The sequence below is a fragment of the Paracoccus methylovorus genome, from assembly GCF_016919705.1.
Lineage (GTDB): Bacteria > Pseudomonadota > Alphaproteobacteria > Rhodobacterales > Rhodobacteraceae > Paracoccus > Paracoccus methylovorus.
In genome coordinates this window covers 322,774-338,302 of the sequence record NZ_CP070371.1, presented here as the reverse complement: position 1 = coordinate 338,302, position 15,529 = coordinate 322,774, and the positions used below count along the sequence as shown (strand labels likewise).

The 15,529-nt window shown below is 64.0% G+C and carries 17 protein-coding genes and 2 pseudogenes; 14 read left to right on the top strand and 5 right to left on the bottom strand.

Annotated elements, in window-relative coordinates; genetic code table 11:
• Positions 1-21: 21 nt before the first annotated feature.
• The 14 genes and pseudogenes from JWJ88_RS14830 to arsH all read left to right on the top strand — a co-directional run.
• Positions 22-447 (top strand): annotated as a pseudogene (locus JWJ88_RS14830) (phage tail tube protein); the annotation flags it as partial.
• Positions 440-814: pseudogene (locus JWJ88_RS21815) on the top strand (phage tail tape measure protein); the annotation flags it as partial. The pseudogenes JWJ88_RS14830 and JWJ88_RS21815, both read left to right, overlap by 8 nt.
• The gene (locus JWJ88_RS14825; RefSeq protein WP_205296545.1) at positions 814-1,440 is read left to right on the top strand and encodes a DUF2460 domain-containing protein; all 627 of its coding nucleotides are present in this window, start codon (positions 814-816) and stop codon (positions 1,438-1,440) included. The pseudogene JWJ88_RS21815 and the gene JWJ88_RS14825, both read left to right, overlap by 1 nt.
• Entirely contained in the window at positions 1,437-2,321 is an 885-nt protein-coding gene (locus tag JWJ88_RS14820) for a DUF2163 domain-containing protein (RefSeq protein ID WP_205296544.1), read from the top strand. The genes JWJ88_RS14825 and JWJ88_RS14820 overlap by 4 nt, the downstream gene beginning before the upstream one ends.
• Entirely contained in the window at positions 2,321-2,752 is a 432-nt protein-coding gene (locus tag JWJ88_RS14815; RefSeq protein WP_407673944.1) for an NlpC/P60 family protein, read from the top strand. Before JWJ88_RS14820 ends, JWJ88_RS14815 begins: the two co-directional genes overlap by 1 nt.
• 10 nt (positions 2,753-2,762) lie before the next feature.
• Positions 2,763-6,734, top strand: a complete 3,972-nt coding sequence (locus JWJ88_RS14810; protein WP_205296542.1) for a baseplate multidomain protein megatron — start codon at positions 2,763-2,765, stop codon at positions 6,732-6,734.
• A 10-nt stretch (positions 6,735-6,744) separates the two neighbouring features.
• Entirely contained in the window at positions 6,745-8,667 is a 1,923-nt protein-coding gene (locus tag JWJ88_RS14805; RefSeq protein ID WP_205296541.1) for a DUF2793 domain-containing protein, read from the top strand.
• 10 nt (positions 8,668-8,677) lie between these two features.
• A complete protein-coding gene (locus tag JWJ88_RS14800) occupies positions 8,678-8,986 on the top strand; it encodes a hypothetical protein (RefSeq protein ID WP_008033049.1) in 309 nt (102 codons plus the stop codon).
• 72 nt (positions 8,987-9,058) lie between these two features.
• A complete protein-coding gene (locus JWJ88_RS14795; RefSeq protein WP_205296540.1) occupies positions 9,059-9,733 on the top strand; it encodes a YcbK family protein in 675 nt (224 codons plus the stop codon).
• A complete protein-coding gene (locus JWJ88_RS14790) occupies positions 9,733-9,984 on the top strand; it encodes a hypothetical protein (protein WP_205296539.1) in 252 nt (83 codons plus the stop codon). The genes JWJ88_RS14795 and JWJ88_RS14790 overlap by 1 nt, the downstream gene beginning before the upstream one ends.
• Positions 9,985-10,262: 278 nt before the next feature.
• A complete protein-coding gene (locus tag JWJ88_RS14785) occupies positions 10,263-10,610 on the top strand; it encodes an ArsR/SmtB family transcription factor (RefSeq protein WP_205296538.1) in 348 nt (115 codons plus the stop codon).
• Positions 10,607-11,626, top strand: a complete 1,020-nt coding sequence (arsB, locus tag JWJ88_RS14780) for an ACR3 family arsenite efflux transporter (RefSeq protein WP_205296537.1) — start codon at positions 10,607-10,609, stop codon at positions 11,624-11,626. The genes JWJ88_RS14785 and arsB overlap by 4 nt, the downstream gene beginning before the upstream one ends.
• Entirely contained in the window at positions 11,623-12,051 is a 429-nt protein-coding gene (arsC, locus tag JWJ88_RS14775) for an arsenate reductase (glutaredoxin) (protein WP_205296536.1), read from the top strand. Before arsB ends, arsC begins: the two co-directional genes overlap by 4 nt.
• Positions 12,044-12,760 (top strand): arsenical resistance protein ArsH, encoded by a 717-nt coding sequence (arsH, locus tag JWJ88_RS14770; RefSeq protein WP_205296535.1) that lies wholly within the window; start codon positions 12,044-12,046, stop codon positions 12,758-12,760. Before arsC ends, arsH begins: the two co-directional genes overlap by 8 nt.
• A gap of 1 nt (position 12,761) precedes the next feature.
• Here the strand turns inward: arsH and JWJ88_RS14765 are convergent, their stop codons facing one another.
• The 5 genes from JWJ88_RS14765 to JWJ88_RS14745 are packed head-to-tail and all read right to left on the bottom strand — an operon-like array spanning position 12,762 to position 15,479.
• Positions 12,762-13,544 carry a sulfite exporter TauE/SafE family protein gene (locus JWJ88_RS14765; RefSeq protein WP_205296534.1) on the bottom strand — a complete coding sequence of 261 codons (783 nt, stop codon included), beginning with the start codon at positions 13,542-13,544 and terminating at the stop codon, positions 12,762-12,764.
• A gap of 21 nt (positions 13,545-13,565) precedes the next feature.
• The gene (locus JWJ88_RS14760; RefSeq protein WP_240200337.1) at positions 13,566-13,970 is read right to left on the bottom strand and encodes an OsmC family protein; all 405 of its coding nucleotides are present in this window, start codon (positions 13,968-13,970) and stop codon (positions 13,566-13,568) included.
• On the bottom strand, positions 13,967-14,194 hold the full coding sequence (locus JWJ88_RS14755) for a thioredoxin family protein (protein ID WP_205296533.1): 228 nt from the start codon (positions 14,192-14,194) through the stop codon (positions 13,967-13,969). Before JWJ88_RS14755 ends, JWJ88_RS14760 begins: the two co-directional genes overlap by 4 nt.
• Before the next feature lie 11 nt (positions 14,195-14,205).
• Positions 14,206-15,204: a permease gene (locus tag JWJ88_RS14750; RefSeq protein ID WP_240200336.1), complete on the bottom strand. Its 999-nt coding sequence runs from the start codon at positions 15,202-15,204 to the stop codon at positions 14,206-14,208.
• A complete protein-coding gene (locus JWJ88_RS14745) occupies positions 15,201-15,479 on the bottom strand; it encodes an ArsR/SmtB family transcription factor (protein ID WP_205296532.1) in 279 nt (92 codons plus the stop codon). Before JWJ88_RS14745 ends, JWJ88_RS14750 begins: the two co-directional genes overlap by 4 nt.
• Between the last annotated feature and the right edge of the window lie 50 nt (positions 15,480-15,529).

The window sequence follows — 15,529 nt, the reverse complement described above, 5'->3', positions numbered from 1 at the left end:
CCCCACACAAAGGAGACCCCCATGGCACGTGCGCAAGGCGCGCGGGCGCAGATGGCGCTTGCGTATGAGACGGTTTACGGCACCCCGCCGGTGAGTGGGTTCCGCTTGATGCCCTTTGCCCGGACAACGCTCGGATCGGAACAGCCGCTGCTGGAATCCGAACTGCTCGGCTATGGACGCGATCCTCTGGCCCCGATCAAGGATGCGGTCACAGCCGACGGCGAGGTGGTGATCCCCATCGATGTGGAAGCCTTCGGGTTCTGGCTGAAGGCCGCCTTCGGCCAGCCGGTCACCAGCGGCACCACGCCGAAGACCCACACCTTCCAGTCAGGCAACTGGACCCTGCCCAGCATGGCCATCGAAACGGCGATGCCCGAGGTGCCGCGGTTCGCGATGTATTCCGGCTGCGTGCTGGATCAGCTGACGTGGCAGATGCAACGGTCGGGTCGCCAATGCACTGTCGGGCGCGCTGGGCGGTGCCGGTGGCATCTTCGCCAACATCCTGCACGCCGGTGGCATGGTTGGATCGCCGGGCCCGGGTCGCATGGTTCCAGCCGTGGCCTTTGCGGGCGCACCACGGATGCATTCCGGTGGTTGGGCCGGGATAAAACCCGACGAGGTTCCGGCGATCCTGCAGCGGGGAGAACGGGTTCTGTCGCGCCGCGAGGCCGCTGGCTATGGCCAGGGCCAGTCCTCTGCGCCTGCTCTCAGTGTGACCATCATGGCGCGTGACGCCGAAAGCTTCCGGCAATCGCGCACGCAGGTTGCAGCCGATATCGCCCGCGCCGTGTCCCTTGGCCGGAGGGGCATGTGATGGCGTTTCATGAGGTGCGCTTCCCCGACAACATCAGCCGCGGGGCGCGTGGTGGACCAGAACGGCGCACCCAGATCGTAGAGCTGGCCAGCGGCGATGAAGAGCGCAACGCCAGCTGGGCCAACAGCCGTCGCCGCTATGATGTGGCCTATGGCATCCGCCGCGCCGATGATCTGGCGGCAGTCGTGGCCTTCTTCGAGGCCCGAAACGGCCGCTTGCACGGCTTCCGCTACAAGGACTGGGCCGATTACAAATCCAGCCTGCCGTCGCAGGTAATCACCGCAACCGACCAGCAGATCGGCACCGGGACCGGCAGTCTGCAAGCCTTCCAGCTTGCAAAACGCTACACCTCCGGCCCGCAAACATGGGTCAGGACCATCGCAAAACCCGTGACCGGAACCGTTCGCGTGGCGCTCGGCATGGTGGAACAGATATCGGGCTGGACGCTCGATGCCACCACCGGCGTCATCACCTTCACCACCGCCCCTGCGGGTGGCGTCATCGTCCGCGCTGGCTTCGAATTCGATGTGCCGGTCCGCTTCGACAGCGACACCCTCGACGTGACCCTCGACTTTGAACGGCTGGGGTCGATTACGTCCATCCCCCTGCTGGAGATCCGCAGATGAAAAACCTCTCGCCCGCGCTGCAGGCTCATCTCGATGATGGCACCACAACCCTGTCCTGGTGCTGGCGGATATCGCGCAGCGATGGAATGGCGCTGGGCTTCACCGATCACGACCGCGCTCTGACCTTTGATGGGACCGACTTTGAGCCGGAAAGCGGGTTCGCCGCCTCGGAGATCCGTGCTGGCTCAGACTTGGCAGTCGATGCGCAGGATGCCACCGGCGTGCTGACCTCGGATCGTATCACCGAAACCGACATTCTCGACGGCCACTGGGACAATGCGGCGGTCGAGCTGTGGCGCGTCAATTGGGCCGACACCAGCCAGCGCGTTCTGTTGCGCCGGGGTGCTGTCGGGCAAATCCGGCGCGGCCGCATGGCGTTCGTCGCCGAGGTTCGCTCGCTGGCGCATGTGTTAGGCCAGACCGTGGGGCGGACGTTTCAGGCGGGGTGCGACGCTCGCTTGGGCGATGCCCGCTGCGGGATCGATCTGGAAAACGCCATCTACAAGGGTACGGGCGCCGTCACCGACCTCTTGCGCGACCGGGCGTTCATGGCGTCAGGGCTGGCTGGTTTTGATGCGGGCTGGTTCACCTCCGGCACCTTGACCTGGACCAGTGGTGCAAATGCGGGGCGCGTCACCGAGGTGCTGGCGCATGGCTTGGCCGATGCCATCGCCACAATGACCTTGCTAGAAGCGCCAGTTCTGCCCATCGCCGAGGGCGACAGCTTCATCGCCCGCGCGGGCTGCGACAAGCGCATCGCAACCTGCAACGCCAAGTTCGCGAATGTCGACAACTTTCGGGGCTTCCCCAACATCCCAGGCCAAGACGCCGTACTGCGCTATGCCAGTCAGGACGGCGGCCATGAAGGAAACGTGCTTTGATCACCGCCGATCCCGACTTGGTCATCGCCGTCGCGCGGTCTTGGCTCGGCACGCCTTACCATGATCAGGCCAGTCTGCGCGGCGTCGGCTGCGATTGCCTTGGCCTGGCGCGCGGCGTCTGGCGTGAGGTGGTCGGGGATGAACCATTTCCGATCCCTCCCTACAGCCGGGATTGGGGCGAGACCGAACTCCACGAGGTGCTGGCCGAAGGCGCGCGCCAGATGATGCCGGAAATCATGCCAGCCGAGGCCAGACCCGGCACACTGATCCTGTTTCGCATGGCCCCTCGCGCCATCGCCAAGCATGTCGGGATCCTGACTGCGCCCGACCATTTCATCCACGCCTATGAACGGCTGGGCGTTGTCGAGGAAGTCCTGACCCCGACGTGGGCGCGCAAGATCGCCTTCGCATTCCTGTTCCCCAGAGATTGAGCCCCCGCACATGGCAACTTTGGTTCTCGGCGCCGTCGGCTCCGCGATTGGCGGCGCATTTGGCGGTGCCATCCTCGGCTTTTCCGGCGCGGCCATCGGTGGCTTCATCGGCTCGACCATCGGATCGGTGGTCGACAACTGGATCGTGTCGTCCCTCGCCCCGGCGCAACGGATCGAGGGCGCGCGTCTCGACAGCTTGCGCATCACCTCCTCGACTGAAGGGGCGGTGATCCCGCGCCTGTTCGGTCGCATGCGCATTGGCGGCAACATTATCTGGGCCACGGATTTCCGCGAAGAGGTCAACACGACCAGCCAGGGTGGCGGCAAGGGCAGCGGGCCCAAGGTTACCACCACCGAGTATCTCTACTTTGCGTCCTTCGCAGTCGCGTTGTGCGAGGGCGAGATCACCGGGATTGGCCGCGTCTGGGCCGACGGCAAAGCCATGGATATGACTGGCGTTACCTGGCGCTGGTATCCCGGCGACGAGGTCCAATCCCCCGATCCGTTCATCGCCGCCAAGATGGGCGCGGCCAGCACCCCCGCCTATCGCGGCACCGCCTATGTCGTGTTCGAAGAACTGAACCTCAGTGCCTTCGGCAATCGCCTGCCGCAAATCAGCTTCGAGGTTTTCCGGCCGCTCGCGGATCCCGACACCGCCGAAGGACTGGTGAAAGCGGTGACGATGATCCCGGCCTCGGGCGAATTCACCTATGCGACCGCCCCGGTCAAGAAGACCACCGGCTCCGGTGGAGCAACCGTGGCCGAGAACCTGAACGCAATCACCGACACGGCAGACATCGTCGTGGCGCTGGACCGGCTGCAGTCCCTCGCTCCGGCGGTGGAAAGCGTCAGCTTGGTTGTCGCGTGGTTTGGCGATGACTTGCGCGCTGGCAGTTGCAAGGTGCGGCCCGGCGTCGAGGTGGACACCAAGACCACCACGCCCTCGGCTTGGCTTGTGAATGGCGTTTCACGCGCCAATGCCTTCCTCGTCAGCCGGGATGCGGAGGACCGTCCCGTTTACGGCGGCACTCCTGCGGATTTCGCGGTCGTTCAGGCCATCCAGGAGATGAAGGCACGCGGTTTGCGCGTGACCTTCTATCCCTTCCTGCTGTTGGACGTGCCGCCCGGCAACACCAAGCCGAACCCCTACAGCGCCAATGCCGCCACCTCGGGCCAGCCGACATTTCCATGGCGCGGCCGTATCACCTGTTCCCCGGCTGCGGGTTTTGCAGGATCGGTGGACAAAACCCCAACGGCCGCAACTCAAGTGTCATCACTGTTCGGCACCGCGACGCCCGCCAGCTTCAGCGTGTCAGGCACAACTGTCGGCTGGACCGGCCCGGTCGGCGAATGGTCACTGCGCCGGATGATCCTGCACTATGCCCATCTCTGCAAAGCCGCAGGCGGTGTCGATGCCTTCCTGATCGGCTCGGAAATGCCCGGCCTGACCACAATCCGCTCCGGTGCCAGCACCTATCCTGCCGTCACCGCCTTCAAGGCTCTCGCGGCTGATGTGCGCGCCATCCTGGGCGTTGGACCCAAGATCGGCTATGCGGCCGACTGGTCGGAGTACTTCGGCCACCATCCGGCCGATGGGTCGGGCGACGTGTTCTTCCACCTCGACCCGCTCTGGTCGGACGCCAACATCAACTTCATCGGCATCGATAACTACATGCCGCTGTCGGACTGGCGTGACGGGTTCGATCATGCCGATGCCGCGCTGGCCCCAGCGATCTATGACCGGGGCTATCTGCAATCGAACATCATCGGCGGCGAAGGCTTCGACTGGTTCTATGGCAGCGCCCTTGATCGAACCGCGCAAAACCGCACCCCGATCACCGATGGTGCGGCGGCCAGACCATGGGTCTTCCGCTTCAAGGATCTGCGCGCGTGGTGGCAAAACCCGCATTTCAACCGGCCCGGCGGAGTGGAAAGCGGCACGCCGACGGCATGGGTGCCGCAGTCGAAACCGATCTGGTTCACCGAACTGGGCTGCCCGGCGATTGACCGCGGCACCAACCAGCCGAATGTGTTCTTCGACCCGAAATCCTCGGAGAGCTTCACGCCCTATTCCTCTCGGGGCTGGCGGGACGATGCGATCCAGCGCGCTTATCTCGAGGCGACATATCTCTGGTGGGGTGAGGGTGCGAACAACCCAACTTCCTCGGTCTATGGCAACCGGATGGTCCATGTCCCCGAATGCGCCGCCTGGACATGGGATGCCCGGCCCTATCCGTTCTTCCCCGAACTGACCAATGTCTGGACAGACGGGCCGAACTGGCGGCTCGGGCACTGGCTGACCGGGCGGCTGGGCGCGGTGTCGCTGGCGGCGCTGGTGCGGCACCTTTGCCTGCGTGCCGGAATGCCGGAAGCCCTGATCGATGTCTCCGTCCTTTGGGGCGCGGTCGAGGGGTATGTGATATCTGCGCTGGAAGCCCCGCGTGCATCTATTTCCACGCTGGCGCGGCATTTCGGCTTCGATGCTGTGGAGAGCGAGGGCCGGATTAGGTTCCTGATGCGCGGTAGGATTGCCAGCGCCACCATCATTCCCGACAGCATGGTGGCCCCCGCCTCGGCCCAGGGCGACGTAATAGAACTGACCCGCGCGCAGGAAACCGAGCTGCCGCAGGCCCTGAAATGGCAGGTCGCGCGCGCCGACGAGGACTATGACGCAGCCCAAGTGGAAGCACGCCGCATCACGGTCGATACCACCCGCATTGCGTCCGAGTCCTTCCAGATGGCCATTCCGCCCGAGGAAGCAGAACGCCGCTGCCGCCGCGCGCTGATGGAAGCGTGGGTGGGCCGTGAAAGTGCCGTATTCCGCTTGCCGCCCTCACGTCTGGCGCTGGATCCCTGTGACGTCATCCTGCTCGACCATGACGGTCGCCTGACAGAAATGCGCCTCGTGTCCATCGCGGACTCCGACATGCGCAGCATCGATGCTGTCCGCCAAGACCGGGCAGTCTATGATCTGCCGCCCGGCGAGCCTCGACCTGCGTCCCTATCGACGCCGACCGTCTTTGGCGCACCCGACATTGTGCTGATGGACCTGCCGCAGTTGCGCGAGGACCAGCCTGCGCACCGCCCGTTTATCGCGGCGCATGCCAAACCATGGCCCGGCGAAATGGCGGTCTACCGCAGCGCCGCAACGGATGGTTTTGCCCTGCTGTCCACCTTTGGAACCCGGACCCGCATGGGCGTCCTCGCGGCGGATTTCTATGCAGGGCCGGTGTCACGCTTCGATCTGGGGAATGCGCTGGTGGTCGATCTCTATTCCGGAACGCTGGAAAGCGTCACGGACATCACCTTGCTGGGTGGGGCCAATGCGCTTGCGGTCGAATCCGTCGCTGGGCAGTGGGAAATCGTCCAGGCGGGCGCGGCCGAACTGATCGCGCCCGGCCGCTATCGGCTCACCCGATTGCTACGCGGCCAGCGCGGAACCGAAGGGGCCATGGTTGCGATGGTGCCGACCGGCGCGCGGGTCGTGGTGCTGGATCCGGCGGTTGCCAGTCTGCCCATCGCAGAGGCCGACCTTGGCCTGCCATGGAACTGGCGCATTGGCCCAGCTTCCAAACCAGTCAGCGACGAGACCTTTGTTGCCACCACCTTCACACCCGAGGGCGCTGGGTTGCGGCCATTCTCTGTCGGCCATGTCGAACAGCCGTGGCGCATCGCGCGCAGCCTCGGCGATCTGACGATCCGCTGGATGCGGCGGTCCCGGTCGCTGGCCGCTGACAATTGGGGCGCGGGCGATGTGCCCTTGGCCGAGGACAATGAAGCCTTTGAGGTGGAAATCCGTGATGGCGGGGCAGTCAAACGCACACTGACCACCACGACGACCAGCGTCCTCTACACCGCAGCCCAGCAGATTGCCGATTGGGGCGCGACCCTCAGCCCCGGCCAATCCCTCGCCATCCGCATCTACCAGCTCTCGGCCCTGATCGGCCGAGGCGCTGCGCGATCCGTCACGCTCAGCTTCTGAAAGCGCACCCATGTCCGACATCACCACCCATCTCCTGCTGCCCTACATCCTGGCATCGCAGGCGCAAAAGCATATCACCCACAACGAGGCGCTGCGGCTGCTGGATGCCATGGTCCAGCTATCAGTCCTGGACCGAACCCGCTCCACCCCACCCGTCAGCCCGACCGATGGCGACCGGCATATTGTGGCATCGGGCGCGGCAGGCCTGTGGGCTGGCTGGGATCTGAACGTGGCCTTCTGGGTCGATGGCGTCTGGATGCGCCTGGTCCCACGCCCCGGCTGGCTGGCATGGATCGCAGATGAGGCGGTCTTCGCCGTATGGAATGGTGCCACTTGGGATCCGGTCGGCGAACCGGTCGACGTGTCGGATGCCGTTTTCAGCTTGGTGAACGACGCCGATCCGACAAAGAAGGCACTGTTTTCGCTGTCAGGGATCAGCACCGGCACGACACGGACCTTCACGCTGCCGAACACCTCGTCGGAATTGGCAATCCTCGCAGGCACGCAGACCTTCAGCGGGAACAAGACCTTCTCCGGCACATTGACCGCCTCGGGTACGGTCACAGTTTCGGCGGCGGCGGCCACCATCGGCACAGCGACGACGACCGCCACCTACGGCATGGGCACCGGAGCCACGAGCACCGGCGTCACCAAGACTGTGAACCTCGGCACCGGCGGCGCTGCCGGATCGACCACGGTCGTCAACATCGGCTCGGCGACCGCAGGCGCTGGCGGCACCACGGTGGTGAACACGCCGACAGTGACCTTTGCAAATGCCGTGACACAGGTCGGCATGCCGCAGGCGAACCTGATGGCACAACTCCTCGGGCTGGGTGGGGCGACTGCCGACAGCTTTAACCGCCTGTCGATGAATACACCCGCAGTTCTGCTAAACAACGCAGGCGCAGGGATCGAAGCCACCGTCAACAAGGCGGCGGCCGGGAACGATGCGGCGTTCGCCTTCAAGACCGGGTTCTCGGTGCGCGCCCTGATCGGCCTCTTGGGCAACGACAACTTTAGCTTCAAGGTCAGCCCGAACGGGTCGACGTTCTTTGATGCCATCGTGGTGGATCGCACCAATGGTCAGGTGGAGCTGCCCCAGCCCACCGTGCTGCCGGGGCTCAACGCCGCCCCAACCCCACCGCCGTCAGGTAAGACCTCGGTCTACGCACGAAACCGCGCTGGGGCGCCGTGGATCGATGTGATGCGGCCCTCGGGGCGGGATTTTCCGCTGCAGCCGCATTTCGGGGTGAACCGCATTGCCAACTGGTCGCCTTCGATCACGACCACAATCACCACAGAGGGTCTGCCGATCACCAACGTCGGCACTGTCTCGCATCCGACACTGGCGGCGACGAACCTTGCGGCCTCCATGCGGCGCTGGCGTCTGACCTCGGCTGCCGTGGTGGATTCAGTTGCGGAACAGCGATCAGCAGGTTGGGCATGCTGGCGTGGCAACGCGGCGGGCCTCGGTGGCTGGACCTTCGTCACACGCCTTTCGCTGACCACCTTGCAAGCTACCGGCATGGGGTTCTTCGGCCTCTACGGCTCCATCGCCGCGCTGGCCACCACGCTGACGCTGGCTTCGGTGATCAACGCAGTCGGCATCGGTTTCCAGCGCGGCACCCATGCCAACTGGCAGCTGGTCACCAATGACGGCACCGGCGCGCCGACCCTGACGGACATGGGCGCGGCATTTGTCATCGCCACCGGCGGCGTGCTGACCCTGTTCATCGCGGCCCCGCCGAATGGCAGTTCCGTGTGGGTGAGGGCGGTGAACGAGGTCACGGGTGCTGTCTTTGAACAGGAGATCACCGCCGACCTGCCCGTCAACACGCAGTTCCTCTCGCCGCGCCTCTACCTCAACAACGGCGCGACTGCCGCCGCTGTCGCCTACGACTGCGCGGGCCTCTATCTCGAAACGGACTATTGAAAGGACCATCATGACCGAACGCACCACCATCTTGCAGGAGGTCGGCCAGGCCTTCCGCGAAAACGGCCTGACAGCTGCCATCACCGCGCTGGTCGGTGGCAGCCTTGCCATCGCCGCCACCGTCACCCGCAAGGCATTCACCAACGAAGCAATGCTGGAGCGGCTGGACCGGGAATTGCACCTCGAGCGCGAGCGAACGGACAAGCAGCGCGCAGATGACCGCAAGGCCGATGCCGACCGGCTGGAACGCATCGAGACCGATATCCGCGCAATGCGGGATGTGATGTTCGAAGCATTCCAGCGCGGCCGCACCGACTGACGATCACCACACCACCACTTCGACCCACCCCACCCGCCCCCGAGGCGGGTTTTGCATTTCTGGAGATCCGCCATGCAGACTACGACCTATGCCCATTTCCGCGACGTGCCTGAAAGCGCCTGGCGCTGGCCCAGCTTTTCCCCGGCCGAGATTGCCTGCCGCGGCACCGGCGCGATCAAGATCAACACCGAGGCGATGGACAAGCTGCAGTCCCTGCGCAACCGCCTCGGAAAGCCGCTGATCGTCCGCTCCGGCTATCGCAGCCCCAGACACAACCGCGCTGTCGGTGGGGCTCCGGCCTCCAAGCACATGCTGGGCACCGCCTTTGACATCGCCATGTCGAACCACGATCCCGTGGCCTTTGCTGAAGCCGCCCGCGCCGTGGGCTTCCTCGGCTTCGGAACCTATCCCCGCTCAGGCTTCATGCATATCGACCTCGGGCCCGCCCGGTCTTGGGGCGAACCCTTTCCAGTTCGCGCCACACCCTTTGTGCGAGAAACCCCGCCTGCCCACGAAGTTCTGGCCGATAGCCGCACTCTGAAAGGTGGCGGGGCGGCAGGCATCGCAACTGTCGGCGCTGCTGGTGTCGAAGTGGCGCAGGAAGTCCTGGCGGAAACCCAATCCGCCATCCTTCCCCTGGTGCCCTATCTCGACACCTTGCGCTGGGTCTTCATCGCCGTGGCGCTGATCGGCATCGCCGTCGCCATCCATGCCCGGATCGATGACTGGAAGCGGGGCCAGCGCTGATGGCTTGGATCACCGCCCTCCTCACCACCGGCCCGGCGCGCAAAGCGCTGGGCCTGCTGCTGGCCGCTCTCTCCATCGCCCTGTTCCTGCTGAACCTCCGCCGCGCCGGTGAACGGGCGGGGCGGCTGGAAGAACGCCTTTCAACATCGGAGAGAACTCATGAGATCCAACGCCAGATGCTGGACGCCGCCAGCCGCCGTCCCGCTGATCGCGATGCTTTGGCTCAGCGCATGCGCAATGGCCAGTTCTGATCGACCGAGGCAGGTCTGTCCGCCGGTCGTGGACTACAGCGTCGCCGATCAGACACGCGCGGCGGTTGAGGTCGAGGCGCTGCCAGAAAGTGCTGTTATCATCCGGATGCTTGGTGACTACGCGGTCCTGCGTGATCAAGCGCGGGTCTGCAACGCTCGCTGAAGTACTATTTGTCTCTCAGAACCTTGCTGCGAAAACGCGTCGATTTCGCGATTGACCATGCATCTGTGACGGCATATCTATCGGCAATCGACGATAAACGAAAGGACGCCAGGTGATGCTTGCCGACTCTTCGCCCCTTGCAGATATGGACGATCAGAGACTGGCGGATCTGGCCAAGTCGCTCGCGCATCCGGCACGCATCCGCATTCTGCGCCTTCTGCTCGCCACCCCCGGCTGTATCGGTGGCGACATTGTCGATGCCGTCGGCCTCGCGCAATCGACCGTGTCCGAGCATCTGCGCATCCTGAAATCTGCCCGGGTGATCACCGGCGAAATCTCTGGCCCCCGCGTGTGCTATGCGCTGAACCCGGAGGCACTGTCTCTACTGGCGGGTTTTGTCGCATCGCTCAATCTACCCGCCAATGACGCCTGCTGCGTCCCCCTACCGAAAGCCGCCCCATGAGCCTGTTTGAACGCTATCTGACCCTTTGGGTCGCGCTATGCATTGTAGCCGGGCTGGCGCTTGGCGCCCTGTTGCCCGGTGTTTTCACCGCTCTCGCAAATCTGGAATACGCGTCCGTCAATCTGATCGTCGCGGTTCTGATCTGGGCGATGGTCTATCCGATGATGGTGGCGGTTGACCTGTCGTCGCTGAAATCGGTCGGGCAACGGCCCAAGGGCCTGATCATCACGGTGGTGATCAACTGGCTGATCAAGCCGTTCACGATGGCAGCGCTTGGGGTACTGTTCTTCCAGTACCTTTTTGCCGGGCTGATCGATGGTGACAAAGCATCCGAATACATTGCGGGGCTGATCCTGCTGGGCGCTGCACCCTGCACAGCGATGGTGTTCGTCTGGTCGCAGATGACCAAGGGCGACGCAAATTACACGCTGGTGCAGGTTTCACTGAACGACCTGATTATGGTTGTGGCCTTTGCGCCGATCGTAGCTTTCCTGCTGGGCGTCACCGATATCGCTGTGCCGTGGGAGACGCTGATCCTGTCGACCGTCCTTTATGTTTTCATCCCGTTGGTGGCCGGGGCGGTGACGCGATCTGCCCTGATCAGGCAGGGCGGCGAGGCGGCGGTTGCAGCCTTTACCGCCCGCATCAAGCCCGGCTCTATGATGGGCCTCTTGTTGACCGTGGTCCTGTTGTTCGGCTTTCAGGGGCCGGTAATTCTGGCGCAACCGGGGCTGATTGCTCTGTTGGCGGTGCCGATCATTATCCAGTCCTATGGCATATTCGCGCTGGGCTACGGTTGGGCCTATCTTTGGCGGCTTCCGCACAAGATTGCCGCCCCGTGCGCGCTGATCGGCACGTCGAACTTCTTTGAACTGGCAGTTGCCGTGGCCATCGGCCTGTTCGGGCTGAACTCGGGCGCGGCACTGGTGACGGTGGTTGGCGTGCTGGTTGAGGTGCCGGTGATGCTGTCGCTGGTGGCCTTTGCCAACCGCACGCGGGGAAGTTTTCCGCAATGAGCTTTCCGGTTGCCATCCATCACAACCCCGACTGCGGCACGTCGCGCAATGTGCTGGGGATCATCCGGGCGGCGGGCTATCAGCCGACGGTGATCGACTACCTGACCACCGGCTGGACGCGGCCGCAGCTTCTGGCGCTGTTTGCCGCTGCCAATATCACCCCGCAACAGGCATTGCGCATCGCGCGGTCCCCGGCCGAGGCGATGGGTCTGACGGCACCGGGCATCAGCGATGACCAACTGCTGGATGCGATGATCGCGCATCCGATCCTTGTTAACCGCCCCATCGTCTGCACCCCAAAAGGCGTGCGCCTGTGCCGCCCATCCGAGGTGGTTCTGGACCTGCTGGACCAAGTACCCCCCGGCCCCTTCGCGAAAGAAGATGGCCAATTGATCATCGACGCGGAAGGAAACCGTCTTGTCTGACACGCCCAACATCGACGACACCCTGTTCCCGGGCATTGACACTGCGGCGCTGCTGACCCCGCCGCACAAGACGCACGCCCCGCGCATCCTGATCCTCTACGGCTCGCTTCGCCCTCGCAGCTTCAGCCGCCTGTCGGGCGAAGAGGCCGGTCGCATTCTGACACGGCTTGGGGCGGAGGTGCGGTTCTTCAACCCCTCGGGCCTGCCGCTGGTCGATGACGGGGTGGACGCGACGCACCCCAAGGTGCGCGAATTGCGCGATCTGGTGGCGTGGTGCGAGGGGATGGTCTGGTCCTCGCCCGAACGCCACGGCGCGATGACGGGCCTGATGAAAACGCAGATCGACTGGCTTCCGTTGTCCGAAGGGGCGGTTCGGCCAACCCAAGGAAAGACGCTGGCGGTGATGCAGGTCTCGGGCGGGTCGCAAAGCTTCAACGCGGTCAACCAGATGCGCCTTCTGGGGCGTTGGATGCGGCTGATAACCATTCCCAACCAGTCCTCGATCCCGAAGGCGTTTCAGGAGTTTGACGCTGAAGGTAGGATGCGCCCATCGCCGCTTTACGACCGGATCGTGGATGTGATGGAAGAACTGATGAAGTTCACCCTGCTGACGCGCGACAGGGCCGACTACCTTGTGGATCGCTATTCCGAACGCAAGGAGAGCGCCGAGGCGCTGATGAAGCGGGTGAACCTGTCGGCCGCGACCTGACTCAGCCGTGACGCCAGACCTTGACCGAGGAAACCAGCAGGATGGCGACCAGCACCGGCAGCAGCACAGCCTCGGGCACGATCCCCAGAAGTTGGCCGCCGATGGCGACGCCAATCACTGACCCCAAGGCCATGAACAGCACGAAGCTCCGGTTGCGTGCGAGGACCGTGAAACTGTCGTCCCGACTGTATCGGGCGAACCCGACCAGCATGGTGGGCAAGCTGATGGCCAGCGACAGGCTACCTGCGAGTTTCAGGTCGACCCCGAACAGAAGGACCAGCGTCGGGATCAGCAACTCCCCACCCGCGACGCCCATCAACGAGGCCACGATGCCGATGCCGAACCCTGCGACAAGGCCCGCGACGATCTGCGCAGGTCCGGTGACAAGGGCAGCGGGCGCAAGGGTCATGCTGTGGCTGAGCGCCAGGACTGCCGCGATCAGCACCAGAAGACCGGCCAGAACGCGATAGAGGGTGCGGGATTTCATCCGAACGGCAAGCCCGGCGCCGATCCATGCACCAAGAAGGCTTCCCGCGAGAAGGTTCAGGATGATCGGCCATTCGGCCAGAACCTGGTCAAGCGGCACGGTCCCCGCCCGGAACGGCAGCGCAGTGGCCACCACAATCAGACTGGTCGCCTTGTTCAGGATCACCGCATCAAGGGCGGCAAAACCGAAAATACCGATCAAGAGTGGCAGGCGGAACTCTGCCCCGCCAAGGCCGATCAGCCCGCCTACAAGGCCGACGGCCGCTCCAGCCAATACGATCCGCGGCCATCCGACCATGCTTGCCCCCAAATGAACCTGTTACACCTTGCGGCGCAGGCTTCCCTCGAGCGGCACGGCTGATGACAGCGTGTTCGAGATGGTGCCGTATTTCAAGATGTTGCGGTGCAAAAGGTCCAGCCTTTGGTCCGTCTCGGCACTGTCCACGGTAATGTGATAGCGGATCAGCGTCAGCTTGGGTGGCGCGTCCTGGCGGATCGCCTCCAACGCAACCTCTGCGCCCTCGATCTGGAAGGCAAGCATCGGTGTCACCCGCTCGATCCCTTTCAGCATGCAGGCGGCAAGGGCCGCCAGCAACAGTTCGACCGGGTTCATCGCATCACGCCGCCCGGCCATGTCGGTATCCAGCACCACCTCGGCCTCCTTGGCCACCGCAAGGCTGCCGTGGCTGTCGATGCGGCGGGCGGAGACGCGATACTCCGTCACAGCAGGCGCCCGATTTCTTCGGCGGTAAGCACCTTGCCCACCGACAGCACCTTTTCATCCACGACCAGGCCGGGGGTGGACATGATGCCATAGGCCGCGATTTCGGCAAAGTCGGTGACTTTGACGATCTGGGCGTCCTTGCCCGCTGCTTCGGCCGCCGCCTTGGCGTTCTCGCCAAGCGTCACGCATTTCCTGCAGCCCGAGCCGAGGATCTTGATGATCATGATCTGTCCTTTCAGATGAACCAGTGGGTGATTGCGTTGAAGGTGAAGCCGATGGTCAGGATGCCAACGGTCACCACGCCGGTGAACGTGGCCAGCAACGGCAGCTTGACCACGCGTTTGAGCATGATCAGCGAGGGCAGTGAAAGCGCCGTCACGGCCATCATGAAGGCCAGCACGGTGCCAAGGCCAACGCCCTTGCCCACCAGCGCTTCGGCTATCGGCAGGGTGCCGAAGATGTCGGCGTACATCGGGATGCCTATCAGCGTGGCGACCGGCACCGCCCACCATTTGTCTTGTCCCAGCAGCGCACTGATGGTTTCCGCTGGAACCCAGTTGTGGATGGCCGCACCAATGCCGACCCCGATCAGCACATAGGGCCAGACCTTGTGGATGATATCGAGAACCTGGTCGCGGGCGAATACCACGCGCTCGGCCCGGCTCAACGTCTCATCCGCATCCGTGACTGGCACGTTGCGCACGAAGGCGGCGACCTGATCCTCCATCCCCAGCTTGCCGATGATCGTGCCGCCGATGATCGCCACCAAGAGGCCGACCCCGACATAGGCCAGCGCGATGGGCCAGCTGAAGATTGACGCCAGCAGGATGACCGAGGCCATGTCCACCAGCGGCGAGGATATCAGGAATGAGAACGTCACCCCCAGCGGCAAACCGGCAGCGGTAAAGCCGATGAACAGCGGGATAGACGAGCACGAGCAGAACGGCGTGATGGTGCCCAGAAGTGCGCCAAGGATGTTTGCGCCGATCCCCGACCGCCCACCGAGGATGCGTCGCGTGCGTTCGGGCGGGAAATAGCTTTGCACGTAGGAGATGACAAAGATCAGGACTGACAGCAGAATGAAGATCTTGATCACATCGTAGACAAAGAACTGCACCGAGCCGCCAATGCGAGAGGCCGGGTCCAGCCCCACCGCCTGCACCCCGGCCGTCACAAGGTCGGACAGCCACTGCATCCGCAAAAGCTGATCGTTCATCCAAGCGAAGACGTTCACGCCATCACCTTTTCTTCGACCAAGGCAGCAGTGAGCAGGGCCTTCAGATGCGTCGGCAGGTCTGTCCTGATCCGGTAGCGCACCCATTGCGCATCGCGCCTGTCTACCACCAGCCCGGCTTGCTTCAGCACCTGCATGTGCCGTGACATCCGGCTTTGTGTCGCGCCCAGCTTGCCCATCAGCTCGCAGACGCAATGCTCCGAACCGTCGTGAAGGATCCGCATAGCGGAAAGTCTGGTTGGTTCAGCGAGCGCCGCCAAGACGGGTAGGATCATCGTTACACCTCAGCTTTTGCGCATTTGCGCATAAGCCAGTGCTCGGCACC

What these genes read in the sequence shown, in the direction of transcription:
- JWJ88_RS14825 (WP_205296545.1), top strand. Translation starts at nt 814, where the DNA reads ATGGCGTTTCATGAGGTGCGCTTCCCCGACAACATCAGCCGCGGGGCG.
- JWJ88_RS14820 (WP_205296544.1), top strand. Translation starts at nt 1,437, where the DNA reads ATGAAAAACCTCTCGCCCGCGCTGCAGGCTCATCTCGATGATGGCACC.
- JWJ88_RS14810 (WP_205296542.1), top strand. Translation starts at nt 2,763, where the DNA reads ATGGCAACTTTGGTTCTCGGCGCCGTCGGCTCCGCGATTGGCGGCGCA.
- JWJ88_RS14805 (WP_205296541.1), top strand. Translation starts at nt 6,745, where the DNA reads ATGTCCGACATCACCACCCATCTCCTGCTGCCCTACATCCTGGCATCG.
- JWJ88_RS14800 (WP_008033049.1), top strand. Translation starts at nt 8,678, where the DNA reads ATGACCGAACGCACCACCATCTTGCAGGAGGTCGGCCAGGCCTTCCGC.
- JWJ88_RS14795 (WP_205296540.1), top strand. Translation starts at nt 9,059, where the DNA reads ATGCAGACTACGACCTATGCCCATTTCCGCGACGTGCCTGAAAGCGCC.
- JWJ88_RS14790 (WP_205296539.1), top strand. Translation starts at nt 9,733, where the DNA reads ATGGCTTGGATCACCGCCCTCCTCACCACCGGCCCGGCGCGCAAAGCG.
- JWJ88_RS14785 (WP_205296538.1), top strand. Translation starts at nt 10,263, where the DNA reads ATGCTTGCCGACTCTTCGCCCCTTGCAGATATGGACGATCAGAGACTG.
- arsB (WP_205296537.1), top strand. Translation starts at nt 10,607, where the DNA reads ATGAGCCTGTTTGAACGCTATCTGACCCTTTGGGTCGCGCTATGCATT.
- arsC (WP_205296536.1), top strand. Translation starts at nt 11,623, where the DNA reads ATGAGCTTTCCGGTTGCCATCCATCACAACCCCGACTGCGGCACGTCG.
- JWJ88_RS14765 (WP_205296534.1), bottom strand. Translation starts at nt 13,544, where the DNA reads ATGGTCGGATGGCCGCGGATCGTATTGGCTGGAGCGGCCGTCGGCCTT.
- JWJ88_RS14755 (WP_205296533.1), bottom strand. Translation starts at nt 14,194, where the DNA reads ATGATCATCAAGATCCTCGGCTCGGGCTGCAGGAAATGCGTGACGCTT.
- JWJ88_RS14745 (WP_205296532.1), bottom strand. Translation starts at nt 15,479, where the DNA reads ATGATCCTACCCGTCTTGGCGGCGCTCGCTGAACCAACCAGACTTTCC.